Origin of the sequence: Vibrio sp. 1CM24A, from assembly GCF_023161725.1 — a bacterium.
GTDB lineage: Bacteria > Pseudomonadota > Gammaproteobacteria > Enterobacterales > Vibrionaceae > Vibrio > Vibrio coralliirubri.
This window is the reverse complement of record NZ_JALNTS010000006.1, coordinates 349,784-376,381: the sequence shown is the minus strand read 5'-3', so window position 1 is coordinate 376,381 and position 26,598 is coordinate 349,784. Positions and strand designations below refer to the sequence as shown.

The following is a 26,598-nucleotide window of genomic DNA, read 5'->3' as shown; positions in this document are numbered from 1 at the left end:
TACTGTTCTTTGTTAAATACCGAGCGCGATAAAATGGGGCAGCTTGTGACTGCAATAGGAGCGCTTCGTTTGATGGCGAGGATTATCTAGCAAAATATATTTGTGAAAAATGCTATCATTAACAAATAACCTTTGTGTTATTTGCAATAATCGGAGAGTTAGCCGATCATTGGATTAAGCTGATGAGATCGAAAAGACTCAGATGATTTGAGCTGTGATGAGCACAAGCAAGATGACATTAAACAAAATGAAAATAGCGAAGGGACCTCATGTTAACCCGTTCAGATGATTTAGAAATGGTACTCACCGTTGTCGATGCTGGTGGTTTTTCTGCGGCGGCAGAGGCGCTGGATGTGCAGGTCGCCAAGGTATCTCGTTCGGTGAGTAAGGTTGAGTCGCAACTCGGCGTCTCAATATTCAACCGAACAACGAGACGCGTGGAATTGACGGAGGAAGGGCGGCAGTTTGTCGATTCAGTCAGGGTGGGATTACAAATGATCCAGAGCGCGGAAGAAGAAATCGTGTCGCGCGGTGAGTTGCCAAAAGGTCGTTTAAGAGTCGATGCCGCCAGTCCATTCGTATTCCATCAGCTAGTGCCGTTGGTGCAGTCATTCAAAGAGGCTTACCCAGACATTGAGTTGGAACTCACTTCCAACGAAGGCTTCGTTGATCTTCTCGAAAAGAGAACCGATGTTGCGATTCGAATCGGTAAGTTGTCCGATTCAACATTGCACGCTCGACCGTTAGGAAAAAGTTTACTCCATATTGTGGCGTCACCTGATTATCTCGCTAAGCGTGGGCTACCCACCAAACCTGAAGATTTGAGTTCGCATCAAATTGTGGGATTTTCGGGTAACAAAGTGCTTAACCATTGGCCTTTGCCAGACCAAAGTGATGTCGCGCCTACCGTGACAGCCAGTAATGGTGAAACCGTGCGTCAACTAGTCTTAGCTGGAAATGGGATTGCTTGTTTATCGGGGTTTATGGTGCAGGAAGATATGGCAGCAGGGCGTCTAATCCCTATTCTGGAACAAGACAAACTTGCCAACACAGACCGAGAGCGAGTGAATGCGGTTTACTACAAGTCGTCATCGGTCTCTAAACGTATCTCGGCGTTTATTGACTTTATTCAGCCAAGGTTGAGTTTGTAATCCGAGTCTCGATAGATTGGGCTTTGAGAGTTCGCTCAACTAAATAGGAATGCTGGCGTCCGACACTAAATGTCTTAGCCATCGATGTCCGACGTCATTGTGCCGTGCTGGATGCCAAAACATAGCGATTTTTACGTTCTCTGAAATGAAGTCACAAGGGATGTGTTTTAAGTCTGAATTTTTTAGATATTTATTGAGTAATCGTTTAGGGAACAAACTAATATGGTGGCTATTTTCAACGATATTCATCATTTCTATTATAGTATCCGCACTCCATGCGACATTCCGTTTTTTAAGCACATGTTCATAACTTAGTCCTTTGTTGCGCAGGTAACATTGCTTTTGACTTGATGTTGTGTGTATGACGTGCTTTTCAGATAAAAACTGCTCAATTGTTACTACAGGGGCCGTTAGGCGAGGGTGGTCTGTCCGGCACAAAACATAGACTTCCTCATGCAACAACTCTTGAGATTTAAGCCCTGGGTATTGTCCGTAATCAACATCAATAGACAAGTCATACTGGTTTCTGAGTAATGATATCATATCGGTGTGGGCCAAATTTGAATCCGCTTTAATCGTGACGTTAGGGGCTTGTTCAAATATAAGATTGGAAACATTAGGAAGTATGCTAATTCCAATTACCGATATAGTGGATATCAAAAACTCTCTTGAACTGGTTTCTGCATCAAAATTTGAAAGAGGTGGGGCTGCGAGTCTGATTTTCTGAACAGCTTCGGAAAGCTGAGGGTAAATGCTTTCTGCAAGCTTACTAGATGAGACACCGTGGCTTTCGCGAAAGAAAAGAGGGTCGTCAAATAGTATTTTAAGCCTGTTAATACTTTGACTTACTGCCGATTGGCTGATCTCTAAGCGATGAGCAGCTTTACTAATGCTTCGCTCTTCCATAACAGTAACGAAGATGGGAATTAGGTTGAAATCGGAGTGCTTCATAAATCCATTTAAAGTAGGGGTAGTGAAGGAGTATCGTTTACCTAGTGCGTAAGCTTATGACTAGTAGAGATAGTGTTTAGTTGAGAGTATTACACTCTAGGTGTTGTTTTTTTGACTTTGCAGTCATTTATACAAAGCCAAGAATCTATGTTTATAAGCAGCTATATCTAAATGTAACTCTGTACTAGGTTCCGTCCTCGTTTCTTGGCTCGGTAAAGCATCTCATCTGCGATGGAAACAACTTCTTCAACGGGTTGGTTTGGTAGCAATACTGCTAGACCTAATGACGCTGAAATCCCTCCCATTGACATAATCCGAAGCTTTTCATCTTTAGCGATTCTTTCCCTTAACCTCTCTGCCAGTTTTTTGGTGTCAGAGAGAGTATGAGACTTGACGATGACAATGAACTCGTCTCCCCCAATACGGTAACATTCGTCATTGCAGCGAACATTCTCAGATAGAATTTGTGCCACTCTTATGAGGATTTCGTCTCCGGTAGGATGCCCATATTGATCATTGATATCTTTAAAGTGGTCCAGGTCGATAACAATCACAGAGATACACGTGTGCTTTAGGTGCTCATGTTTTAATCTAACGTTTGCCGATTGTAGATAGGTTCGATTCTTCAAACCGGTTAGGGTGTCAGAAGTTAACTTGATATTCGTGTTGTGTTGATACTGTGCAAAAGTTGCTAAGAGGATATAGCTGGCAAGAAGAAGTAATAGGATCTCTACAAGGCTTTGCAGTTCATTTTTCAGCTCGATGGCTGAACTTGTCATATCATCGAAGATGAGCACGTTTCCATTGAGAACGGGTATAGGCACCTTAATTAGGTGAAAGTATCGATTTTTATGCGAGTCTAGTTGGTATAAGTTCAGTGAAAGTAGGGATACAGTCGTCACTTTGAGTTGTGCTGTCGCTTCAGAATGAGGCGACAAGGAAGAGGAAAAAGTAACGTGAATGGGGCTTCCTGAAAGTAGAAAATATCGATTGTTTTGGTCTTGAAGTATCATGTTTTGTACTTCAGAAGAGGGCATTTTTTCAAAGTAGTGATTTAAGTTGAAGTGACTTTCCGAATCTTGAAAAAGATCTTTAGCTATACTCCCTGCGACCAATTCTTTATTTACTAAAGCAGGGGCAGTCTCAAATTTAGTGATAAAATCCCTTAAAATAGAGAGGTTATAATCTATATTGTTTTTAATGAGATTTGAAATGAGAACGTTTCTTTTTTCTTTTTCTACTTCTATTGATCTTATTAAGTTATGAATGCCATTGTAATGGAATAGTAGTAGTAGAATGCTTAGTCCAGACGTCAGTATATTCCTTTTTGTAATAAGAAAGTTAAGAATACTCATAATGGCTTATCCTTCTACATTAAGTTAATGGATAACTTTTTTAGTTAATTCAACATCCGTTTTATGACCTCAAGAATACACTCCTCGGTGGAGGCAATTTATTGTCCATTGAACTTGAGTGAATCTCGAAATCAATTGATTTTGGCTATGACAATGGGTTTTATGAAGAATACTCTTGATTTGAGTCCGCACGGTTTCCTTTGATACATTCCTAATGCTAGATATCTCTGGCCCAGTGAAACCCTTTATCAATAACTCCAGAACGTTAAACTCTGACTTTGTTAGTGTTGACGTAATATCTATGTTTTTAGGCTCTGAGTACTTTTTCCAATAATGCAACATAGTATTATTGGCAACCCATGAGTTAGACCAAGCAATCATGATATCGGATACAAGTTGTAGGTGTTTAGTTTGATGTTCAGATAATGACTCAATGCTGTGAAAGATAACGACCATTTTGTGGTCGTAGCTTAGAGGGGAAAAAGCAGAATACTTACTTAAGTTTTTAGTGATTATTGATAGTTTCTCGTGATCAAATATTCGATTGTCCAAGATATTATCGTAGCTGAAATTCAAGATGTTTTTCTTATGGCACATCGCTGACTCAATATAAACCTCAATACTCTCAGATATTCTTTTGTTAATGGATATCCTATTAGAAAGACATTCTAAACTCTCGAAAACGATACTCTCATCTTTAGAGAGTACGATTAGACTCACATGTTCAATCCCAATTTTGTCTAGTCCTTCGCGAACCTCATTCTCCAATTCATTTGGAAAACAGGGTACAATTGGATTTGTAATATCGTTATTGTTTATGGGCATATTGTAGCCAACACTCGTTGTATTAATGATTTATACCATGCGTCTTTTATATTTATTCATTTTACTTAGTTGTTATCATCACCCTAATGGGTGAAGTTTTAATGAAAATTTATCAAGTGATGAATTAAATGATTGAGATCAATTTGCATGCGATTCTATTTGTTTTTATGATCAACCATAAATGAGGTTTATTCAACGGCGTATTCCTAATATCAGATATAAGTTTGGACAATAAGCTTGTTGTTTATGTGATGATGAAAATATTATTCTAATTAGAACTGTTGTCTAAAAATCATCCGTCCCATACTAATGGAGATCAACATAGTGGACTGAAATTGGGAAGTGACTTTCAATACCGCCTATATTTTTGTACGAATACCACTCAATGGTTGCTCCGATCCTTATGTTCTTGCATCCGGATACTGGTAATTGACCCTCCCAGTTGTTCAAGTTGCTAGTGAAATCTCCTATGGAGATTGAACTCGCTTTTATTGATTTCAAATTAACCTGAGTTGGCAGTTCGAGTTGAAATTTATGGTTAGGTTCGCCACATAAATAGAACAGAGCTGGCTTAATTCGCTCCAATGCTCTTATGTTTCTTTCGATGACTTGCCCGGACGGAGAAATGGTAATTGTGCCCTTTAGGTTTCCATTTCTGATGAGTCTTCCAAAATCGAAACTCTCAACTTGTTTCAATTGAAGCTTCTTGAAGTGGCGCTCTGCAGTGTCAATAGAGGCATGTGTATTGGTAATCAGTACAAAAACAGAAAAAAACACAGTCAAAGTATTGATGGTTTTCATAACAATTCTCCTGATTCGCTCACGGCTCGAAGTACGTTTTCATCTGGGTCGTTTATAACGGATGAATCGTAGAGCCAAGGCTTCATGCACTCTTTGTTAAGAATGCATGGATCTGTTAATGCATGAAGGAATGCTTCTATATCTTCAATCTCGTTATCAGTTAGAGTGACCGAAATTGGATGCTTTTGTTCAAACGCTTGACGTGCAGAAAGCGACTGTTGGGTTCGTTCTTTAGCCAAAGGGTAGAGTTCCATACAATCCTCTAAACGAGATAATTGGGAGCTTTGACACCATTGATGCTCCAGAAAATACGTAGAGGATGATAGTGATGGGTTGGCAGAATAAGAAATCACTTCCTTTAGAGTGTTGAAACTTCCAGCATGACCGTAAGGAGCTGTATGAGCCACGTTCAGCAGTGTCGGTGTACGGAACTTGTAGATGTCTTCAATATCATTTGTTACTCGGTATCTTCCAAAATCATCGGTATTTCCATCACTGTCTGCAACGCCATCTCCTTTTCCATGGCCAATTTGTGGAAAGCCTAACGGGTGGAGCTTTTCATCGGAAAACAAAAGGCCACTATGGCAATTTGCGCAGTGTGCACCTCCATTTTGTTTTTCTGCATAGAAGAGAATCGCCCCGTGGTTTTGTTGTGTTGTGAGTGCAGATATGTCCCCTTTTAAGTAAGCAAACCATGAGTTATCAACAAAGAGCATTGTTCGTTGGAAAGCACTTAAGGCTAATTGAATATTTGCAGGGGTGATGACTTCACTTGCGCTTGCCGAAGGTTGGTTGAAGGCAGTACGAAACATATCGGGCCAATGGCTGAAGGCAAGCTGAGGATCCCCATAATCAGGAACGTCAGCTAGCCGCTTGGCAAGGTGTTTTCGTAGTTCATCATTCGTTGCCATTTGTTTAAAATGTCCACGCATCTCCTCTGCGGACGTCACAGGAAAAGCCGCTTGGGCGAATAACAGCTCGTCACCGGCGTTGAGATCAGGTTGGCCATCGGGGGGATTAATTTGTTTTAGCCCAACGTTGTGGACAACTTCAACTCGTCCGTCCCAGAACAGAGTTTGTTCCCAAAGCGCGATATTGAAAACGGTCAGCGCATTTCTAGGTACTGTAGGTGCCGAACGATCAGTCGTTGTCCTCCCTACGCCTAACAGATCGGGTAACTCTGCTCCGACACCTACAGACAGGCTTAAATCATCCCCACCTCCAAGTAACGGATGGTGGCAGGTTACACAAGCGCTATCTTCTTCTCCACCTAAGGATTTGCTATAAAACAGTGCTTTCCCCAATTGGGCGATTGGTGAATCTATGTCGGGAACGGACAAATTAATTAAAGGGATAAGGGACAGTTCGTTCTTTTCTATGAGAGACCCTAATTGTATATCTTTATTATTTTTTGATTCATTATCTGAGCATCCAGCGATAAGAATAAAGATGCTAGAAATAATAAATAAACAACACAAAGATATTTTCAAGTTTATTGTCAACACTGCAATTGAACTAACCATAGCGCACCTAACGTAAGATAATTGCCATGCTTAAATATTAATTATTTCTGATTATTTTAAATCACCCGAAAAGGGTGATGAAAATTTAATGGATGATTTCATAATTCCTAGTGTCAACAGTTTGATTGACATTACAATAAGTCGGAAATAAGGGAATTTATTATGAAAACTAAATATATCGTTGTCAGTATGGGTTTGGCTTTAGCTTCTTCTTCTTTTGTCGCTAATGCTAATGCTAATGCTAATTGGGATTCATCAAGCGCAGATGCAACGGTTACTGCAGATGTATTAAATCAGCTTACTGTGTCAGCACCAACAAATGGTAACAATGGTGCCCTTGGTAAAGTGCTCATTGATACACTAACCGATGCGCAATTAGACTTTAACGTTGAAGCAACGAAAGATTATGAACTTCAATTTGAAGCCACTGTTGCAGATGGGTGTAAGGATATTGGAGATAGTATGGGAGAAGATGGTGCCGTTGTTCTCGAACAGCCAGATGCCTACAGCATGACACCTGATCAAGATGACTTTATCGAATCGGTTCACTATACATATCATTCGCCTAAAATCGCTAAACTTGGTGCTGAGTGTATGGTTAATTTGGCTGCAACATACATGTGATGACAAGGTAATTGACATTAATATTGCGTAACTTCACGTGACGTTTAAACGTGAAAAACGCAGATAACATTCAAGGATAGTGTTATGAAAAAATTATTAATTGCTATAGCCGTTGCATCATCGGTTCCTATGTTTGCAATTGCTGAAAATAATGCTGACTGTGAAGTTGGTGGTGATGTTTTAAACCCTATTTCTTTAACCCAGAGCCAAGCGGCTTCGTTTGGTAAGTTCCCAGTTTCAAGTAAAGATCGTCATATTACTTTAAGTACTAATGGGAAAGTATATGAGGGCCATTGGTTCTTGAAATCTGTACCGGCAATTGGCGCCGTACCTGGTCAATTCAAGTACAAAGGAACAAAAGGACAGCGTTCTCAAATCGATATGGGTGCGTTTGCAAGTTGCACGGGTGGTATTGCTACTTCTGAAGTAGCAGCAATATATCGTGCGCCTGTTGAAGGTGAAGAGTGGTGGAAATGGCCTTGGGAATACAACGGTGAGAAAGAGGAGTTCTCATTTCCTGTTGGTGTCACCATGCGTATTGAAGGTGGAAAAACAGGCCATATTAACTGTAGCTACACGTTAACAGCAAAATATATTTAATCTATAAAAGGAGCTTCAAATAATTGAAGCTCCAATTCAATTATTTATAACTCAATATTACGCATATTAAGGAAGTATTATGTTTAATAAGTACGTAGTTATTTTGTTTTTATTCTGCTTTTCAACAATCAGCCATGCTGGTGTCAGTTTGAGTCATTACCGAATAGAGTTTGAACCCAATCAAAGATTACAACATTTATATCTATTTAACCCAAGTGAAGAAGCCCAGACTTATCGTATTAGTTTTGTAGATATGGAGATGAAGCCCGATGGCAGGTTAGAACAATCCGATGGTGTCAAAAACTCTGCCAAAAAATATGTAAGGATATCGCCAAGGCAGATAAAAATTGCGCCAAATGGAAATCAAACCATTAAATTACTAGCCAGAAATAGCCATAGATTAGATGTAGGAGAGCTTAGAAGTCACCTTCTGTTAACTGAAGTTCCCAAAGAGACTGCCAACAATATTAATCAAGCGCTTGAAAATAGTTTAGGTGATGATGAAGTCAGTGTTGGGCTGCAGATGACGACGTCTTTATCTATTCCTGTCTTCGTTCGAAAAGTCCCATCAACCAATACCCAAGTGGCTTTAGATTCGTATTCTTTTGTTAAAAAAGACAATCAGCTGTCATTAAACATGCAGTTCAGTCGATACGGCAATACCAGCGTATATTCTGACATCGATGTTTACGCTGGCAACGATATCGAGCCTATTGCGATGCTGAGGAGTATGGGTTTTTACTACCCACTACCTCAACGCATGGTTAACTTAAATCTAGATAACTGGGATGGCTATAGCCCTTTGAAGTTAGTTGTTAAGAGGCATGGAACTGAGCAGGTTTTCGTTAGTGAAGGTCTAAATTTAGTGTCCGCTCTCGCTGCCATACATTGATCAGCGGGGTGGGCAACCATGAGATGTTTTTGGGCGGAAGTGATTAATTATAAGCAGAGGTCACTTTTCGCTCTTTTTTCAAGGTTTTTAGTTCTCATTACGTTGTGGCTCATATGCTTCACATCGGCTCAAGCGATCGCAAATGAGTTGATAGATGATGAGCCTATAATTTTGGAGCTACATCTTGCAAGAAGAGTGTTGAATGAAGCTGTGTTGGTTTATCCAAGAGAGGGAACATTGCTAGTCCCATTAGGAGAACTATCTCGCTCTTTAAAGCTAGCTATTGATGTTGATCCGGGAGCAGGTGTGGCTGAAGGTTGGTTTGTTCGAGAAGACCAAACCTTTACGCTAGACCTCACGCGCAATGAAGTGATAGTTAATGGAGATATGTCTACTCTATTGGGATCGGATTACTTGCAAGAGTTTGATGATATTTACATCAACAAGACTCTGATTGAAAAGTGGTTTCCTATCGATTTGGATTTAAAACTGTCTGATTTGACTCTTTATGTAAATTCAAGAACGCCACTTCCTTTAGAACAACAAATAGAGCGTGAAAAAAGAGCAAGAAATTTGAGTAACAACAGCACCAATCAGGCGACATATCCTCTGATTGAAGGGGAGTATCAGTGGCTTTCATTCCCGTTAATGGATATCACGCTCGATACCTACCTCGACTCGGAGAATCGTTTGGATACGGACTACAGTGTGTTTGCCAGTGGAGATTTAGCTAAGTTAACGAGTGAGTTGTATCTTGCAGGCTCTATCTCGGAAGGAAGTATAACTAGCAGCCGTTGGTCTTTAGGGAGGCGCTACCCAGAAGATACAGGTATTTTGGGGACGACAGAGTTTCAAATCGGTGATGTTTTTACACCTAGTATTGAGCATCTTAGTAGTAGCTCTGAAGGAAGAGGGGTCTATTTAGCGAATACCGATTTATCCAGTGCGACAGAGTTTGATAGAACAACCTTACGTGGTCCATTAACGACGGGCTGGGAAGTTGAGCTGTATGTTAATAACCAATTAATAAGCATGCAGACAGCAAACGACCGGAATGATGGTTTATATGAGTTTTCTGACGTTAATTTGTTGTTTGGTCGCAATGAGATAAAACTTGTTTTTTATGGCCCTGAGGGGCAGCAACAAGAACAAGTTGACGTGATCTATATTGGTTCAGAGCAGTTAAGTCCGGGAAAGTGGTCTTATCAAGTCGGGATGAATCAAGCCGATGTTCCTGTTATTGATTTAACTAACGTTGATCAATATTCCGATCCTAATGGACAGGTGCATTTCAGTACACGGCTTGAGTACGGTGTTAGCCAGAATCTGACTATGAATCTTGGGTATGTCTCACTCTATGATCAAGATGACCGCTTGCGACAGAACATGTTTAGTATCGGCGCTACGGGAGGGTTTTGGGGCCTATATAATCAAGTTAATTGGTTGATAGATAACGACCAAAATAATGGCTTGGATTGGCAACTTCAAACTCGCTTGCTCTCGACCAACATTAACCTGAAACATTTAGAGTTTTGGGGATTAGATACTCAAGATTTGCCACGGGATGTCTATGAGTATACGCGTCAATCTGAAGTTCGATTAGATGATAGCTTTGGTCCTCTAGGGCTCAGCTTGACCGTTGGCCGTGAAGAATTAGAACAAAAAACAGATTCAGATTATGCGAAAGACCAATATAGCGTGGAGCAACGAACCTCACTTTCGACAAGCTATTTTCAAACGTCAAACACTTTAAATTATGATTTGTATTATTCGCGCGAGAGTCAATTTAGTGGGGATGTTGCGTTGACTAAGCGTTTGTTTGATTGGACCTTTAGAACTTCGGTTGATTATGATCTAGAGCCAGAAAGCAATATCACTAGCTACAGCGTTGATGCAAGTTGGCGTTCACCCAACGGATACAGTGTTGGTATAGATACTAGCTATGATACAGAGAATGAGAGTACTGATTACGGTTTCCGTGTTAGTAAACGGTATAAGAATATTGATTTTGGTATTGAAGCCAATGGTGATGATGAAGGAGACTATGACGTGCACCTTTCGATGGGGTTTAGTGTAGGTTATGTCGATAAGACCAATCACCTATATGTTCGTTCTGACACGTTAGCGACGACTGGAGGGGTAGAAGTACGAGCCTTTAATGACTCTAATGGCAATGGAATATTTGATTCAAGCGAGCAATTACTTTCAGATATAGCATTCAATAATGGCAAAGCTACCGAAAGCGGTGTGTTGTTAATGACAGACCTAAGCACAACCGAAAGCAAGAATATTTATATTGATGATCAAAAGATGCAGGATCCTTATTTATACCCAACGATTGAAGGTCTGAGTGCTTTAGGACGTCCCGGTATTATCCAAACTTTTGATTATCCGTTTATCGCTACTGGAGAAGTAGATGGTGACGCTTATTTGTTTAAGAATGGGGAGTTTCAACCGATCGCTGGGGCAAAAATCCAATTGGTTGATCAGAAAGGTCGAGTTATAAGTGAGCGCACTTCTGAATATGACGGCTTTTTCTTCATGGATAAAGTCCCTTTAGGTGACTATCAATTAAGGGTCGACCCAGAGCAGGTACAACGCCTCAATCTAAAGCCAATCCCTGAGCATCAGATTACTCTACAAAATTCCGGTGACTTTGTAGGGCCGATCCGAATAGAGCTTGTTGTTAGCAATTGACCTTAGATATTGGCCCCGTTAAGTGCTTTTACTTAGTTCAATGGAATGAGCAGATAAAGGCCCTTTTGAGGAAGTGCAGCTATTTCAATGGATTTGTTATAGCTGCGCTACCTTGTTGATAAATGCATGCCGGGAATGACAATCTGTTTTCATCATGATGTTCTTAATATGAGTCTTCACGGTGTTAAGACTAATAAACATTTGTGAGGCGATTTGCTTGTTACTGTATCCGTGCAACAGGTGATGCATGACAGCTTGCTCCTTTTTCGTAAGATCGAAACTTTTGGAGACAGTTTGAATAAACTCTTGATGGTAGTAATGATCTATCGTGTTGATGATGAAGGAGTCCAAGGCTCTACGTGGGAACCATAAACCGCCATTCAATGTAATATTAATGGCTTTCATCAAGTCGTTATTAGTGCACCCGGTGTTCAATACCCCACGCCAACCATGCTGCAAATGCTCTATTAGCACTTCAACTTGACCAGTAGGACTATTGACTAAGAGGCAGATATCATTTGAGCAATTCTGGTTTGGGTACTGTTTTAGAAATTGTATTGCTGAGTTATCGTGCACGAGAAAGAGATGCTGATAACGGTCTTTCGTGTAAGTTGGAACCTGGTAAGGTGGCTTACTTTGATAACAAAGGTATATATGTTGTGTAATGTCTGACTCTTGAAGTGGGGTAAACCCAAGGATATGAAATACGATGTGGTCTTCTGGCGCTGTAATTTCCATATTAGCTCGCTGACGTCCATATAAAATCTTGTATTCGGTATATGTCATCATATTTTTATGTAATTACATGCACATCACCCGATTGGGTTAGGTTAGACAAAATAGGCAGTGTAGATTGTTTTAGATCAATTTCTAACGTTATTAGGATGGGTTTTGCAGGGAAAAAATGCTTAACCATTGACTTTATTCAGCCCCGTTTGAAGCTCTAACTAAGGCAGCTGACGATATCCGCTTAAATGCAAGAGCCCCGCTGACGTGCAGCGGGGCTTTCAAATCGAACTCGATAGCTTGTCAGTCTGCTTTCTAGTAACAGACTACTGAAACTGTACTTAAGCGATCTTAGTCATCTCGTTAAGTGTAAATGACGTAACACTGCCTTCGGTTGCTGCCATGTATTCAGCAAGGTGGGTATTACCCATGTGTGTTTGCCAAAGTTCACGCGACGTCCAGTTTTCGTAGAAAGTGAAATGTGCTGGGTTTTCATTGTCTTGGTGAAGGTCGTAGTTGATGCAGCCTTCTTCAGCGCGAGTAATATCAATCAGTTTTAGCAGCTCTGCTTTAACCAATTCAATTTTGTCTTCGTTAGCGACGATGTTTGCGACGATAGTTAGTTGAGTCATGTTCGTACCTATATTATTTTTCACCGAAATGGTGATTTGTCTGTGTATACAGCGCCACTCTTTGTTCATTGAGCTGCAGTCTGTGTCGATGGATAAATAATAGTAGGAATATTTTAAACGATAAACAGTGCTACATTTGAATCATTGTCAAAAAATAATTGATAATAACTTAGGTATTATGTGCTAATGGGCGTAGGTTAGGAGTGTTTAGAAGCCGCCCGCCCACGCATCAAAATCGTCAATGTTGTCGAGCTCTTCTTTAGTTCTTGGGGCTGGGTAATAAGGCAGAGCCAATCTTTGAGCTGAAGGTTGCAGTTCCCAATCGGGTGTAATCTTGAGTCGGGTTAATTCATCGTTGAGGCGCACAAACATATAGTAGCCGTCGGCATGGGTATTGGCGTAACTTGCGACTGTGGCGATATCGCCAGAGGGTAATTTCACATCTCGACCGAGTGGATAGAGTTGGTGCAATGCGAAACTCACTTTGGGATCTTCAAGTTTGCCTTGCTTAAAGCGTTCTAATCCGATGGCGGTTGAAGTGGTGCGCGGCTTCCACCCTGTGAGGAACAATCCACTCAAGTTATCTTGGAACGGCTTACCCTTTCGATTGCCTTCATTGGTAATGAATTGAACGGTCAGCGTGTCTCCCGATTCTTGCAGAATTTCTAAAAACTGTTCACCAGTGCGATCGACCAAAAGCTTCATAATATCCAATACCATTAAGAATGAGAGACAATAAAGGGTACTACTATAAGGAAGGCTTGTGTAGGGACGATAAAGGTTATGTAGCGTGAACAATGTTTTCGGTGTTGATCCTTTCATGCCCTTAGATCAACAACAGCTTTAGCGCTTACGTAAGTAATGAGTTTGCACGATCTCATCAAGGTACGTCGTGACGCCTTTCAACGTAAAATCGACGGGAGATACTAAGTCACCAAATAACGGGGACCCACCACCAAGCACGACAGGAATGGTCGAGATGATCAGCTCATCAATCAGGTCTTCTTTCAGGAAGTTTTGAATGGTGATGCCGCCATCGATGTACAAGTTCTTTAGGCCTTTGTTATTCAAATCCGCGACAATCTGTTTAAGCTCGCCCTTCATCAAAAATACTTTACCTTCAAGCTCTTGAGGTACTTCATTTAAAGTGTTGCTCAGTACATAGACTGGCTTGCTGTAAGGCCAATCGATACCAAAGCTCAGCACTATGTCCATTGTATTACGTCCCATGACCAGTGCATCGATACGATCGGTGTGGGCGTTGTAACCCATGTCGTCACCGTCTGGATTTGGAATCGATTGCAGCCAATCTAAGCCGCCTTGTTTGTCTGCAATGTAACCGTCAAGGCTGGTTGCGATAAATACAATATTTGACATTTTCAACTCCGATATCGATGAGAAACTTGGCATCTACACGGTAATAAATTAAAATATTCTACAGTGTAGAAATAAAGTTTAAGAGGTGACGGTATGACTGTCAAGGATCAGAAACGAGGTCGACCAAAGAGTGGATCAAGCCAACTCAGCGCCGAGAGAATTCTCACTATTGCCAAAAGCATGATGCGAGAGAGTGGCAAAGTGCCAAGCATTCGAGGATTAGCGACAGAACTCGAGGTCGATGCGATGGCTATATACCATTACTTCAAAAACAAAAACGATCTGCTTGAGGCAATCACGGTTTCCTTGATTGAAGAAGTCGCGCAGCCAGAATTGAATCAAGATTGGCGAGATAACCTATATCGGCTCAGTGTGAGTTACTTGTCGATGCTCAACGAATATAGAGGTTTGTTAGAGACCTTATTGACCATGAAATCCCTCGGGCCGATGGAAGTTTTTAGCGAACGTTTTGAAGCGGTGTTGAACCCGTTAGCGTTAACCAAAGAGCAAACTAAAAATGCGTTGGACTTGCTGGTGGATTATTTACACGGCTACGCTTTGGCGTTGAACTGTAACCCAGACCGAACAGAGCTCACCATTGAAATGGTCGAAAAGCCGCTGAGTTTATACTGTTTGGCACTCACTCAACTTAAGTGATCTGTAGGCCAATTTAACGACCTTCAAATTTATACTGGATAATTACCTATAAATTTCAGGATTTAGCAGTAATAATCAATGAATAGATCGGAATAGCTTGTTCATTGAAAAGCTGTACGAAAAGTTTCTAAAGACGTCATCGTGAAAAGGAAGTCAGATACATGCCTGTGCTCCAACGCATCAGTTTAACGCTAATCTTAATCGCCGTTTTAGGTGGGTGTTCTTCACTTCCTGAAGGCATCGACCACCCGACAGAACCGCCAACCTCTCCTGCACCCAGCACTTTATCGGTTCTAACCAATGCATTTCAGCCTGAAGCTTTAGAGCAAGGCACCACTGCGGTTCGTCTGCAAGAGTCTGGTTGGGATGCCTTGGCACAGCGATTAGCGCTGGTCGAAAGTGCCGAGCACACCATCGACATTCAATACTACATCTGGAACTCTGACGAATCGGGCAGTTACTTAGCCAGTCGTTTGTTAGCCGCGGCCGAGCGCGGTGTGAAGGTTCGTGTAATGCTGGATGATATCAACCTCAACGAACGTGAAGGTTTGCTGTCGGCACTGGATGCGCACCCGAACGTCGAGATTCGTATCTTCAACCCAACACCAACACGCCGCGGTTTTAGTAAATGGCTGAGCTTTGTCGGTGACTTTTCTCGCTTAAATCGCCGTATGCACAATAAGTCGTTTACCGTAGATGGCACTTTGTCTGTGGTGGGCGGCCGTAATATTGGTGATGAATACTTTGACCTTTCTGATGAAATCAATTTCCGAGACCGCGATGTATTAGTCATGGGCTCGGTAGTTAACACCATCCAAACCAGTTTTGTTGAATACTGGAACAGTCGTTGGTCTTACCCCGTCGATATGCTGGGTGATGACGAACAACCTGATCTCTCAAAGATAGATAATATTGTCGTGCCGCATTATCAAAATTATCCTGAATTACCATTAGACCGTGAGGCTGCTGATAGCTTACTGAAAGAGGTGATTGGTGAGATGACATGGGTGAATGCTCGTTTTGTTTACGATCAACCCGTCCCTGATGATTCAGACAATACCGATGAACCGAAAGCGACCGCGATTCTTCTAGGGACATTAGCGAGCGAATCGAAACAAGAGGTCTTGCTGGAATCCGCTTACCTTGTATTCGATGATGGTCAGCTTGAAGAGTGGCAGGTATTGAACAACAAGGGCGTTGAGATAAAAGCGCTAACGAACTCTATGGCGTCTAATGATCTGGTGACCAATCACTCCGCTTATGCGGGCAGACGTTACGACATGCTGGATCATGGTATCGACCTGTTTGAGCTAAAACCAGAATCTAAGCTGTGTGAAGCATCGACTCAAGACGTGTCTAAATGTGCGCCTGAGACGGCTTATGGCTTGCACGCTAAATCAGTTGTATTTGATCGTAGCATCGCAAGCATTGGCTCATTTAACTTCAACTTGCGCTCCACCTATCTCAATACGGAATCGGTTTTGATCATCGAGAATAAAGAGATTGCTGAAACGTTAGCTGACACCATTGAGCAAGCGATGAGTGAAGATAATAGTTGGCGCTTGGAACTGGAAGACGGTGATGTGTATTGGTATTCAGGCGACCAACGTTGGGACAGCGAACCTGACACTGGTCAATGGGAACGAATGCAGTCAGGCTTCCTACAGCTGTTACCGATTGAGAAATATCTGTAAGCTAGCCGCCTCCGGATAAATAAAAATGTCAGCGTATATTACGCTGACATTTTTGTTTGTACTGCTGTTTGCTGTGGTTTGTTGCAAGCACTTAACGGCTTAACGCTTGGTCAGCTGCTTGCTGTTTAAGTAAGGCAGGATATGCGGGCGAGATTCACCAGACAGCTTCTGTGTGATCTGTTGTGACCAACTGCTTTGCTTCTGATTGCTTGAGCGGTTCGCGTAGTAGCTTTGCATTGAATCATCGTAGCTGGCAATTTCATCTAGGCTCAGTGGCTGGTATTGGTTTTCGTGCATCACCACGTGAGCAGGGAGGCGAGGCTTCACCTCTGGTTGCTGTGCCGGATGACCTAAGCACATCCCAAACAACACGGCGGTATGCTGTGGCAATGCTAACAGTTCATCGACTTGTTGTGCGCTGTTACGCAGCCCGCCAATGTACACGCCACCCAAACCTAGAGACTCAGCTGCCAGCATGCAGTTTTGCGCCATGATGCCAGAATCTACCGCGCCAATCAGGGTCAGTTCAATAAAGTCGGTTTTCACTTCAGGGTTAATCTGAGCGTGGCGTTGATAGTCGATACAGAACACTAAAAACTCAGCCGCGTTCTCAACGTAAGCTTGGTTGCCTGCGTATTCGGCTAACAGTTTGCGCTTCTCTTTGTCTGTCACTCTCACAATAGAAACAGCTTGCAGTAAGCTCGATGATGAAGCCGCAAGACCAGCCTGAATAATCACATCAAGTTGTGCTTTTTCAATCGGTTGATTTGTATATTGACGAATGGAGCGGTGCCCCAGAATAGTTTCAATCGTGCTGTTCATAACTCTCAGACAGTCCTTGTGATGATGGCGTAGAGAATCACAATAACGACAATTACCATGAGCGTAAAGGGCGTTGGAGCCTTTCTGGTTGGCAGAATGATATTCATGAATTTAAAAGGATTGCTGTCACAGCCAATCCTTTTTTGTACTGTTTCTTGCTAGAAGCTAGAAGCTAGAAGCTAGAAGCTAGAAGCTAGAAGCTAGAAGCTAGAAGCTAGAAGCTAGAAGCTAGAATGGAACGCTCAAGAGTTCGCTTTAGTGGCTAAGAGACAAAGTGATGAAGTGAACTCTGTTGGTCGAATAGCTGCCAGAAGGCTGAAATAGTCCTGAGTCCGCATTAATTTCACCATGGCCTAGATCTTGGTATTGGTAGCTCAACCCTAGATGTAAGTCATTGGATATCTTCTTTTCAGCGCCGAATCCGATACGCCACTGTTTATCGAGCGGGAGTAACACATCCCTGTTTTGACTGCTTACAGGGCTCGTGTCACCGCTCAGTCCGCTGTACAGCAACCAATCCTCATATGCGTATTCCACACCAACCCCAAGAGAGTAGGTGGTTGAGTATTTGTCATCATAATCTTGCCATGTCTCCATGTTGGAGCTGAGTAGAAGGTTTAAGTCTTCATTTAATGAATGCTTCAACCCTAAGTTTAAGCTTCGAACCCACGTCAGTTCAGAGCTAATTCCAAAAGCGTTGGCGTTATCAAGGGAAAGGTCGTGATCAAACTGGCCCTGATAACTGACTCCCAATTGTGTGTTGTCACTGATGTGGTGATTGAGACTCAGGCCGAACCCTAGATCAAGGCTATCTCCTTGAAGTTCGCGACCGTTCAAAGCTTGAGTTTCAAGCGCTGCGTGCTGCAATATTAAAGAACCACCAAGAGACAGTTGTTCACTAACTTGATACGACAATGAGGACGTTAAGTTGAGTGCCGAAATGCTGTTTTCTTTGATCAATAAAGCGGGGTGTGCGCCAACGCCGTGTGAGTATTCAACGCCAGTACCGCCTGCTGCGTGTAATGCTGCGCCGACGACCCATTGGTCATTTAACCTTGATGCGTAAGACAGGTGAGGGAGAATATCAGTGCTGCTTCCTGTGGTCGAAGCCGAGTTATCGTCACGAACAAAAGTGGTTTCAACATCAAGGTATTGAACGCCGAGAATCCAAGCGCTTTCTTCAATAGCAGATAACCCCGCAGCATTGGTGATCACGGCGGATGCATCGTTCGCGGTTACGTTTCCCGTGCCGGCCGTACCAACGCTTTTAGTGGTCGCAATCTGAGATAGATTTAACCCTCCCGCGTGAGCAAGAGAGCTGAATATCCCTGTTACTAACAGAGACAGTGTGATGAAAGGTGTTTTCAAGAATAGAACCTTATTTTCAGTGTATGAGTTATGTTGCTAGCAGTTTGAGTCATGTATTTAGGGATAAAACGAATTGCCACGAGCGAACATTAAGAACGCCGTGGCAATTGACTTGATCGACTTAATTGACCTAATTGGGGTTAGAGTTTTTCAACTTGTGGCAGTGGGTATTCATTGTCGAGAACGGCTTGAGTTGGCTCATACAGGCGCATGTGAAGATAGAAGTCATCTTGAGGTGCGGGTAGCCAGTTACACGTTGGATCGGACGGTTTTACGTATTGAATGCATATTGGCAAGGTGCCGTCTTCTGCGTATTTCAGCTCATCCTTACGATTGGTTGAGATGGAGTAGCGTTGAATGAAGTTCTCAACCATGAACAGGTTTTTAGCGTCGTACATGGTCAAAGACCAAAAGGCGTCAGCGGGTGCATCGGCAGGCATGGTCATTCGATATTGATTGTCTCCCGACAGTTGCTCACCATTCGAGTCCGTGTATCGATTTGGGTAGAGTGCTCGCTCTGGCACATTCAAACCAGCCGCACGCATATTGATGCTCGCTCGGCTCAGGTAATCATTCCCGTAACGGCCTCCTTCGTACATCATCGACCAGCCATTATTGAGATCACCGATGCTTCGACCAGCGTATTGAATGATCTGTTGTGAAGACTCAATCGCGCGCATTAGCCCTTTTTTCTGCGCTGAAGTTAGCGCTTCAGGGTTAAAGGGGGTCGATCCTCCAATACCAATTTGTTGGAATTGATCAACGATGGCAGCATCTTCTGGAATCGGGTTTTTACGTAGTTCACGGTCAATCAATGAATACCACTCTAACCCTTCAGGCCTAGCCATGGGTGGGATGCGACCTGTCGAAGCTTTGAGTTCTACGATGTCATGCTCTGCGCCGAGTTGATCGAGTGGGTAGCTGAGGAATTTATCGTGAATAACCAGTGCGTCATTGAGGTCTTGCTCGCCAAACACGCCCGTTCGTTGAATCAACCAAACCATAGGAGTGCGAGATTCTACGACACGATCAATTCCCTCTGGTACTTCACCAGCCCATCCTTTGTTGACCAAAAGCACTTTTGAACCTTGGTCGCCTACATTCTTCACGTGCAGATCTTCAATCGAATCTGAGTAAGCATCCAATAGCTGAACAATGTAGTAACGGTTATCGGTGCGAGGAATATCAATCACCATTGGACCTGATAAATCCAGATCGTAGTGAGCTTGTGAGTAGAGCGTATCGTTGTTGACGGTCGGTACAATCCTATCCTGAGGTCCGGATAGAACGCGTGTTTTACCCATCTCATTCAATGGTGCCATAGCGTTGTCCATCGGCGCATCAACAGATGTGGTCGTTTGCCTAACTGCAGCCACGGTTAATGGACCCGTACCATAGATAAATGCTTGAACACCGAGATTGTAAGCGAGCTCTTCTTCAGGGTTAATAGATTGTTGGGCAAGGGATGGCATCGCGATAATACTGGACAAAGAACACACTAAACTGGTCAGTACACTTTTCTTATAGAGGAGCTTTCTCATGGAACACCTTAGATCGTAGGAACAGAATTAGGCATTTATCATATGAGCAAGTGAGATTAAGGAGTGTAATAGCCGATATTAAGGATGTTAATAGTCTCTTTTTACCTTTCAAGTGGTTGTTTTAATTAACATTGATTTAGGGTGGTGAAGTGCCCCTACGACGTGTGCGAGTAGGGTGCTTGAGGCGCTATTGTTTGATTGATTTTCGGTTGATATGTTGGCAAAAAAGTACGGGAATCGATATGAACACATCTACTTATCCTTTTAGCTTATTCATTAAAGCAGAAGGGGCTCAGTGCAATCTGGATTGTAGCTACTGCTATTATCTCAATAGACAAGATGGCGATAAAAGATCGTCAATGTCTCTGGACATGATGGAGCAAATTGTCGGTGCTCATATCGACGCGCAGCCAATGAAAGATCAACAAGTGGATTTTATCTGGCACGGTGGCGAGCCTATGTTAAGAGGGCTCGATTTCTATGAAACGGCGATGAAAGCACAGGCAAGCAAAGCGACGAAAAAGCGCATCGTGAATACGATGCAGACCAACGGAACCATGATTAACGATCGCTGGGCGAGTTTCTTTGCTAAACATAATTTCATGATGGGCATCAGTATCGATGGCCCCAATATTCTGAATGACATCGCTCGGATCGACAAAAATGGCGAGTCGTCTTTTGAACGCACAATGCGTGGGATGTCTTACCTAAAGAAGCACAATGTTGATTTTAATACGTTAACGGTCGTGAACAATAAAACCTACAAACACGGTAAAACGATCTATCAGTTTTTGGTTGAAAATGGCAGTGGTTACATGCAGTTTCAGCCTTGTATCGATCATGAGTTAGACAGACGAACAGGGCATGATTGGTCGTTAACCGGTGAGCAGTGGGGGCAATTTCTTTGTGACTTGTTTGATGCATGGAGCGCCAATGATGTCGGTAAAGTGTATATCCAGTTTTTTGAAAACTGTTTAATGGTGTTGATGGGCTACCAAAGCCAAATGTGCCATCACAGCGCGACTTGTGGACAGCAATTAATGGTTGAGCATGACGGCAATGTTTACAGTTGTGACCATTATGGGTATCAAGATCATCAATTGGGCACCATGAACAGTGATAAGCTTGCAACTATGGCGAGCTCACCAGAACAAATCGCGTTTGGCACCAACAAATATGATGAGTTAAACAGCACTTGTCGACGTTGTGATTTTGTTGAACTCTGCCAAGGTGGTTGTCCTAAAAACAGAATAGCAACAACCGAAGATGGCAGTCCGATGAATCATTTGTGCCAAGGGTATGAGGTGTTTTTTCGGCACGCATTACCCAAATTATTGCCTATGGTAGAAGCGATGAAAAAAGGGTATTCGCCAGCGTACTTTCCACTTTTCTAAATCATTTGGAGTAGGGCATGACCAAAGACCTAAACTTACTGCGGCTCATTTTGGTGCTTAATGAAACTCGTCAAACGGTGAGTGCAGCCAAAGCCTTGAACGTAAGTCAGCCGACGATCAGTGTCATGCTTCGTAAACTCAGAGAACAATTTGATGATGAATTGTTTGTTCGAGATAAAGCAAGGCTTGAACCCACCCCAAAATGCTTAAAGCTTATCGAAACCTTGCCTCTGCTATTAGAGCAGTTAGATAACCTTTACATACCCAATGATGAGTGGGGGTTGGAAGATTTAAGAGGGGAGGTTCAAATCATGTTGCCTTCCCCGCTTTTGATCCCAGTGGGTGTGCCATTAATCAAGAAGCTGACCAAAGAAGCGCCGCAAGTGACGTTCCAATGCTCACCTTGGTTAGATAATGGCGTGCAGTCCCTAGAGACCAACCGAATGTGTTGGGGAGTGAGCTATCTTCCTATGGACGTCAATAAAACCCTGACTGAACGCCCAGTTGGTTTTGATAAGTTCATGTTGGTGCTAAGAGCTGACCACCCAATTAAAGGCAATTCCCTTGAGGAAATTCTGGAATACCCACTCTGTATCAATATGATCCCTGGTTACATTCAGCCGTCCAAGACGGAAATGTTGATCAAAAAATATGACTTAGATAAACACATCGGGCTGAGAAGCAACAATATGAATTTGATGCTAGAGGTCGTTAAAGACAGCGACTTCATCTATGTGACATCGTCTAAATGCCGCTATTTGCTTGATCACTCTTATCGTTGTATCGATTTACCGCCGGAACTATTGAAAGACACCTATCGTCGAGAATTGGCACTGTTTACTCATCAAGCAAACCGCAATAATCCGTTCACGGATTGGCTTCAAAAAGAAATCACGTCGATTATTCAATCCTAGCATCACGCTACTATTCCCTTTAAATAACGCCCCTTTCTAACGGCCACTATTAAGAATTGTAATAGTGGCTATCAAGCCATTTTTGGCCTCTTTCTTATACCATTTACCTCAACAATGGTTCGCTGAGACATGCACAATTTTCGTTGTGACTTCAGCGATTTACTCATAGTGAATGAGGGTTATAAATGTATAAGTCTTTTGTTAAATCCGCTCTGGCGCTCTCGGTACTGGCGAGCGTCAATGTACACGCAGCGAGCCAACCCAATGTGGTTGCCATCATGCTCGATGATGTGAGCCCAACGGATCTGTCTGCCTACCACCGCGGTTTAGGCGCAGTGGATACGCCGAACATTGATCGAATTGCCGAGCGCGGCATGATGGTCAGTGATTACTACGCACAAGGCAGCTCTACCGCGGGGCGCTCTGCCTTTATCACAGGTCAATATCCTTTCCGAACAGGCTTAACGTCTGTCGGTCAGCCGGGCTCTTCACTTGGCCTTCAAAAAGAAGATCCAACCCTAGCCGAAATGCTGAAAGACAAAGGCTATGCGACCGTGCATGTCGGTAAAAGTCACCTAGGCGATAACAACAGTCACTTACCAACGGTGCACGGCTTTGATGAATTCTTCGGTTTCCTTTACCACCTCAACGTTATGGAGATGCCTGAACAGCCGGAATTCCCAACAGACCCTAACTTCAGAGGTCGCCCTCGTAATGTTCTTCACACCATCGCTACCGAGAGTGTGGACATGCAAGAAGACCCAAGGTTTGGTGTGGTTGGAAAGCAAACGATTGAAGATAAAGGTCCTTTAGGCTCTAAACGCATGCAAACCGTTGATGGCGAATTTTTGGAGTTTGCTACTAATTGGCTCGATAGACATGAAGCAGAGAAAGACGAACAACCTTACTTCATGTGGTACAACCCGACTCGTATGCACCAAAAAACACACGTGCGTCCTGAGTATCAAGGCGCGAGCCAAATCAACACGTATTACGATGGCTTGATTGAACTTGATGACCAGATCGGTGTATTACTCGATAAGTTAGAAGATCTTGGTGAAATTGATAACACGATAATCTTGTTTACCTCAGACAACGGCGTAAACCTAGATCATTGGCCTGATGGTGGTTCTGCCTCTTTCCGTGGTCAAAAAGGCACGACGTGGGATGGCGGTTTCCGTGTACCAATGCTGGTCAGCTGGCCAGATAAAATCCCTCAAGGTGAATACACCGATGGCTTCATGACTTCTGAAGACTGGGTGCCAACCATTATGGCTGCAGTGGGTGAAGGCGACATTAAGCAAGAACTGCTTGATGGAAAAGAGTTAAACGGCGAGCGTTATCAAGTCCACTTGGATGGTTATAACCAGCTGGATATGTTGACCAAAGGTGAGCCGAGCCAACGCCATGAGTTCTTCTTCTACAACGAGCAAGATTTGAATGCGTTCCGAGTTGATGATTGGAAAGTGCACCTAAAAACCAAAACGGAGTGGATTGCGCCTCCTGAAGAGTGGCCACTAGGAATGCTCATCAACATCAAGGCTGATCCTTACGAGCGTAGCCCTGATACTCGTGGTTGGTTCTTATGGATGAAAGAGAAGTCTTGGGTATTACCAAAGCTACAAAAATCGGCGGCGGAATATCAGAAGTCACTCAAAGCGTTTCCACCAAGACAGAAAGCCGGTGGTATTGGTATGGCAGACAAATCAGTGGTTGCTGACTAACGCCAAATACGACTAATACAAGGTGTGCTGTAACAAGCGCACCTTACTATCGGACAATAATATGAAGAAACCGTTACGTCTGCTCACGGGCACCTTTTCCACTTTTACACTCTCTATCTTTGCGCTTATCCCCTTTGCATTTTGTGTTTCCGCTCAAGAAGAACCTGCCAGTGACATGGCTGATCCAATGGCTGTTTATACGGGAGGTGAAATTATTGCGGGCAATAAAGGGCTTGGCGCTACCTTCCAGTTTGGCGTGAATCGTGGCGATTGGGGTGTGTTGGGTAAGCTGGAAGGCAAAAACAACTTTGAAAACTATCGAGCACGATTCTTCACACCCAATAAGAAAACGGGCACCGGCTTATTTGTTGATGCTGGACACGACTTCTCCAACGACGATCTAACATCGAACTACGCCTCTATTGGTGTGATGCAAGCATTCAAGTTAAGCGACAAATTTAAACTCTATAGCGCCATAACGTACGGACAAATGTGGGAGGAGAATAATAAGTTTGAGGACACGCAAATCATCAGCAGTATCAACTATCTAAAGTACGATTTTGCTGACCAATTTTATCTTCTACTCGCCCCCCAATATACCTACGGATTGGATGGTGAGAACACTCGAGATTTCTCTGCTGAAATGCAGCTGGGCTACAAGGTCGATAGTGACAACATCATCATTTTTAGTGGTGATACTGACAACAACACTTGGATCACCTTCCGTACTCGTTTTTAGTTAGGACATTAAATGATGAAAAAAAACATACTTGCGGCAGCACTGACTTGTGCTTTCATGGTTGCACTTCCGTCTCCGGTACTCGCGAGCCAATCCGTGGACCCGACGAGCGCATCTATTGGGATCAAGACGGAAACTCTACCCATTGAGATGGCGAGTTTAGCGTCGCTCAAAAAGGATAATCAGCTATTGGCACAACTTGCCTATGAGTACGCGTATTCGATAGATGAAGCCTACAAATACTTTTACAAAACCGTGGTTGAGCAAGACTACCCTTTGAATCGATTCCAAAATATTCGAATACTTGCTGACGACACCTACACTGCGCACCCGACGATTAACAATGACACGTTACATTTGATGGGTTGGATGGACCTAGCAGCAGAGCCTGTCATCGTTACGATTCCAGACCATGATGACAATCGATACTGGTTGTTTCATACCATGAATATGCAGCACTTTACTGACTCGGCTTTTGGCTCTCCACAGCGAGGCACAAAAGGCGGCAGTTTCATGTATGCAGTTGAAGGGTGGAAAGGTGAAGTGCCTGCGAGTGTCGATCAAGTCATCTATGTCGAGCACCCGCTGGTCAAAATGATGGGTCGAATCATGGACCTTGGCGGTGACGATTCTGCAACTGCTCAAAAGTTAATGGATCAATGGAATGTTAGGACGTTGTCGGAATACTTAGGTCAGAAAGGGCCAGTTCCTATTGAGCGCGAGTATCCAGATCCTGAAGACTCTAATTGGGTCGAGCGAACCAATTTCATTCTGTCTGAAGGAACGATGAAGGCACATGACCAAAAGCTGCTTGAACTGTTTGAGTACATTGGCTTAGGAGATGTTGAATTAGGCAAAGCCAATCATCCATTTACGGCAGAGCAGCTTAGTATGATCGAATCTGGTCAAAAAGACGGACTAGAACGAATCATTAATGCGGGCTTTGATGATTCACGTGACGTATTAGGCACTCGCGATGAAATGACTAAGGTTCCAAGCTTTCAGCACGCCTACGGCACCTTAATGGGCCAATGGGGGCTGCCTGCAAAACACACTATGTACAGCGGTGACTTCTTCGATAGTGAAGGTGGTGCGCTCGACGGTAGTAAGTATGATTACACGGTGACCTTCGATGCGCCACCGCTAGAAGAGGGTGGTTTTTGGTCATACACGGCCTACAGTGGTGAAACCCGATTGATGGAGAAAAACGAGTTAAACCGTCATTCCCGTGGAGACAGAACGCTAACGCCTAATGCTGATGGCAGCTACACCATTTACATGAGTAGCGATGTAAAAGGGCATGAAGATGATCCTAACTTCTTACCTATCCCCGATCACCAATGGTATTCAGTGTTACGTATGTACACGCCGGGTGAAGAGGTAAGAACAGATAAATGGAAATCGACACCATTTACTAAGGTCAAAAAATCCACGATAAAGTGATGACTTAAATCGCCTGTTTAAGGTTTTGTTTATAATTGATTAATGCCAGCTGCTATGCCGCTGGCATTTTTTATTGAGAGAAACTTGCTTCGAAATAGGCGTTAAATGCTCAGAACTGTCGGATAAAATAGGGCATACTGGACGCAAT

24 protein-coding genes are annotated in these 26,598 nt (G+C 43.1%); 12 read left to right on the top strand and 12 right to left on the bottom strand.

Annotation, left to right across the window (positions count from 1 at the left end; all coding sequences use genetic code 11):
* The first annotated feature begins 269 nt into the window (after nt 1–269).
* Nucleotides 270–1,151 (top strand): LysR family transcriptional regulator, encoded by an 882-nt coding sequence (locus MSG38_RS15555; protein ID WP_248402163.1) that lies wholly within the window; start codon nt 270–272, stop codon nt 1,149–1,151.
* A gap of 39 nt (nt 1,152–1,190) precedes the next feature.
* Here the strand turns inward: MSG38_RS15555 and MSG38_RS15550 are convergent, their stop codons facing one another.
* The 5 genes from MSG38_RS15550 to MSG38_RS15530 form a co-directional block, all read right to left on the bottom strand.
* The gene (locus MSG38_RS15550; RefSeq protein ID WP_050643441.1) at nt 1,191–2,102 is read right to left on the bottom strand and encodes a LysR substrate-binding domain-containing protein; all 912 of its coding nucleotides are present in this window, start codon (nt 2,100–2,102) and stop codon (nt 1,191–1,193) included.
* Nucleotides 2,103–2,269: 167 nt separating this feature from the next.
* Entirely contained in the window at nt 2,270–3,457 is a 1,188-nt protein-coding gene (locus MSG38_RS15545) for a GGDEF domain-containing protein (RefSeq protein WP_248402162.1), read from the bottom strand.
* Between the two features lie 69 nt (nt 3,458–3,526).
* Complete coding sequence (locus tag MSG38_RS15540; RefSeq protein WP_231625261.1) at nt 3,527–3,799, bottom strand: helix-turn-helix transcriptional regulator; 273 nt, start codon at nt 3,797–3,799, stop codon at nt 3,527–3,529.
* A 789-nt stretch (nt 3,800–4,588) separates the two neighbouring features.
* The gene (locus MSG38_RS15535; RefSeq protein ID WP_248402161.1) at nt 4,589–5,083 is read right to left on the bottom strand and encodes a DUF4402 domain-containing protein; all 495 of its coding nucleotides are present in this window, start codon (nt 5,081–5,083) and stop codon (nt 4,589–4,591) included.
* Entirely contained in the window at nt 5,080–6,606 is a 1,527-nt protein-coding gene (locus tag MSG38_RS15530; RefSeq protein ID WP_248402160.1) for a cytochrome c peroxidase, read from the bottom strand. The genes MSG38_RS15535 and MSG38_RS15530 overlap by 4 nt, the downstream gene beginning before the upstream one ends.
* 162 nt (nt 6,607–6,768) lie before the next feature.
* Here MSG38_RS15530 and MSG38_RS15525 point away from each other — a divergent pair, with 162 nt between their 5' ends.
* From MSG38_RS15525 to MSG38_RS15510, 4 genes are all read left to right on the top strand, one after another.
* Nucleotides 6,769–7,230: a hypothetical protein gene (locus MSG38_RS15525; RefSeq protein WP_248402159.1), complete on the top strand. Its 462-nt coding sequence runs from the start codon at nt 6,769–6,771 to the stop codon at nt 7,228–7,230.
* Nucleotides 7,231–7,314: 84 nt separating this feature from the next.
* Nucleotides 7,315–7,830: a hypothetical protein gene (locus MSG38_RS15520; RefSeq protein WP_248402158.1), complete on the top strand. Its 516-nt coding sequence runs from the start codon at nt 7,315–7,317 to the stop codon at nt 7,828–7,830.
* A gap of 79 nt (nt 7,831–7,909) precedes the next feature.
* Nucleotides 7,910–8,722, top strand: coding sequence for a fimbria/pilus periplasmic chaperone (locus MSG38_RS15515; RefSeq protein WP_048610424.1), 813 nt, complete (start codon nt 7,910–7,912; stop codon nt 8,720–8,722).
* Nucleotides 8,723–8,740: 18 nt separating this feature from the next.
* Nucleotides 8,741–11,419 (top strand): carboxypeptidase-like regulatory domain-containing protein, encoded by a 2,679-nt coding sequence (locus MSG38_RS15510; protein ID WP_248402157.1) that lies wholly within the window; start codon nt 8,741–8,743, stop codon nt 11,417–11,419.
* Nucleotides 11,420–11,515: 96 nt separating this feature from the next.
* Here the strand turns inward: MSG38_RS15510 and MSG38_RS15505 are convergent, their stop codons facing one another.
* From MSG38_RS15505 to MSG38_RS15490, 4 genes are all read right to left on the bottom strand, one after another.
* Nucleotides 11,516–12,157 (bottom strand): response regulator transcription factor, encoded by a 642-nt coding sequence (locus MSG38_RS15505; RefSeq protein WP_050643435.1) that lies wholly within the window; start codon nt 12,155–12,157, stop codon nt 11,516–11,518.
* A gap of 329 nt (nt 12,158–12,486) precedes the next feature.
* Entirely contained in the window at nt 12,487–12,777 is a 291-nt protein-coding gene (locus tag MSG38_RS15500) for a putative quinol monooxygenase (RefSeq protein WP_017062386.1), read from the bottom strand.
* A gap of 207 nt (nt 12,778–12,984) precedes the next feature.
* Nucleotides 12,985–13,482 (bottom strand): hypothetical protein, encoded by a 498-nt coding sequence (locus tag MSG38_RS15495; protein WP_193840925.1) that lies wholly within the window; start codon nt 13,480–13,482, stop codon nt 12,985–12,987.
* Between the two features lie 138 nt (nt 13,483–13,620).
* A complete protein-coding gene (locus MSG38_RS15490; protein WP_248402156.1) occupies nt 13,621–14,154 on the bottom strand; it encodes a dihydrofolate reductase family protein in 534 nt (177 codons plus the stop codon).
* Between the two features lie 93 nt (nt 14,155–14,247).
* Between MSG38_RS15490 and MSG38_RS15485 the strand changes: the two genes are divergently transcribed.
* Together MSG38_RS15485 and MSG38_RS15480 are read left to right on the top strand one after the other, a co-directional pair.
* Nucleotides 14,248–14,811 carry a TetR/AcrR family transcriptional regulator gene (locus MSG38_RS15485; RefSeq protein WP_248402155.1) on the top strand — a complete coding sequence of 188 codons (564 nt, stop codon included), beginning with the start codon at nt 14,248–14,250 and terminating at the stop codon, nt 14,809–14,811.
* Nucleotides 14,812–14,972: 161 nt separating this feature from the next.
* A complete protein-coding gene (locus MSG38_RS15480; protein WP_248402154.1) occupies nt 14,973–16,505 on the top strand; it encodes a phospholipase D family protein in 1,533 nt (510 codons plus the stop codon).
* A gap of 99 nt (nt 16,506–16,604) precedes the next feature.
* On the opposite strand, the gene nfsA is transcribed toward MSG38_RS15480, so the two are convergent.
* The 3 genes from nfsA to MSG38_RS15465 all read right to left on the bottom strand — a co-directional run bounded on the left by nfsA (nt 16,605) and on the right by MSG38_RS15465 (nt 20,236).
* The gene (gene nfsA, locus MSG38_RS15475) at nt 16,605–17,327 is read right to left on the bottom strand and encodes an oxygen-insensitive NADPH nitroreductase (RefSeq protein WP_248402153.1); all 723 of its coding nucleotides are present in this window, start codon (nt 17,325–17,327) and stop codon (nt 16,605–16,607) included.
* A gap of 255 nt (nt 17,328–17,582) precedes the next feature.
* Nucleotides 17,583–18,695 (bottom strand): outer membrane protein transport protein, encoded by a 1,113-nt coding sequence (locus MSG38_RS15470; RefSeq protein WP_248402152.1) that lies wholly within the window; start codon nt 18,693–18,695, stop codon nt 17,583–17,585.
* A gap of 140 nt (nt 18,696–18,835) precedes the next feature.
* Nucleotides 18,836–20,236, bottom strand: a complete 1,401-nt coding sequence (locus MSG38_RS15465) for a DUF1254 domain-containing protein (RefSeq protein WP_248402151.1) — start codon at nt 20,234–20,236, stop codon at nt 18,836–18,838.
* A gap of 242 nt (nt 20,237–20,478) precedes the next feature.
* On the opposite strand from MSG38_RS15465, the gene MSG38_RS15460 reads away from it, so the two are divergent.
* The 5 genes from MSG38_RS15460 (at nt 20,479) to MSG38_RS15440 (ending at nt 26,450) form a co-directional block, all read left to right on the top strand.
* Nucleotides 20,479–21,630 (top strand): anaerobic sulfatase maturase, encoded by a 1,152-nt coding sequence (locus MSG38_RS15460; protein WP_065675772.1) that lies wholly within the window; start codon nt 20,479–20,481, stop codon nt 21,628–21,630.
* A gap of 17 nt (nt 21,631–21,647) precedes the next feature.
* Nucleotides 21,648–22,544 (top strand): LysR family transcriptional regulator, encoded by an 897-nt coding sequence (locus tag MSG38_RS15455; protein WP_048610445.1) that lies wholly within the window; start codon nt 21,648–21,650, stop codon nt 22,542–22,544.
* A gap of 185 nt (nt 22,545–22,729) precedes the next feature.
* Nucleotides 22,730–24,268 (top strand): sulfatase-like hydrolase/transferase, encoded by a 1,539-nt coding sequence (locus tag MSG38_RS15450; RefSeq protein WP_017096312.1) that lies wholly within the window; start codon nt 22,730–22,732, stop codon nt 24,266–24,268.
* Between the two features lie 61 nt (nt 24,269–24,329).
* Complete coding sequence (locus MSG38_RS15445; protein ID WP_248402150.1) at nt 24,330–25,007, top strand: hypothetical protein; 678 nt, start codon at nt 24,330–24,332, stop codon at nt 25,005–25,007.
* A 12-nt stretch (nt 25,008–25,019) separates the two neighbouring features.
* Nucleotides 25,020–26,450 (top strand): DUF1254 domain-containing protein, encoded by a 1,431-nt coding sequence (locus MSG38_RS15440; protein ID WP_248402149.1) that lies wholly within the window; start codon nt 25,020–25,022, stop codon nt 26,448–26,450.
* Nucleotides 26,451–26,598: the final 148 nt, after the last annotated feature.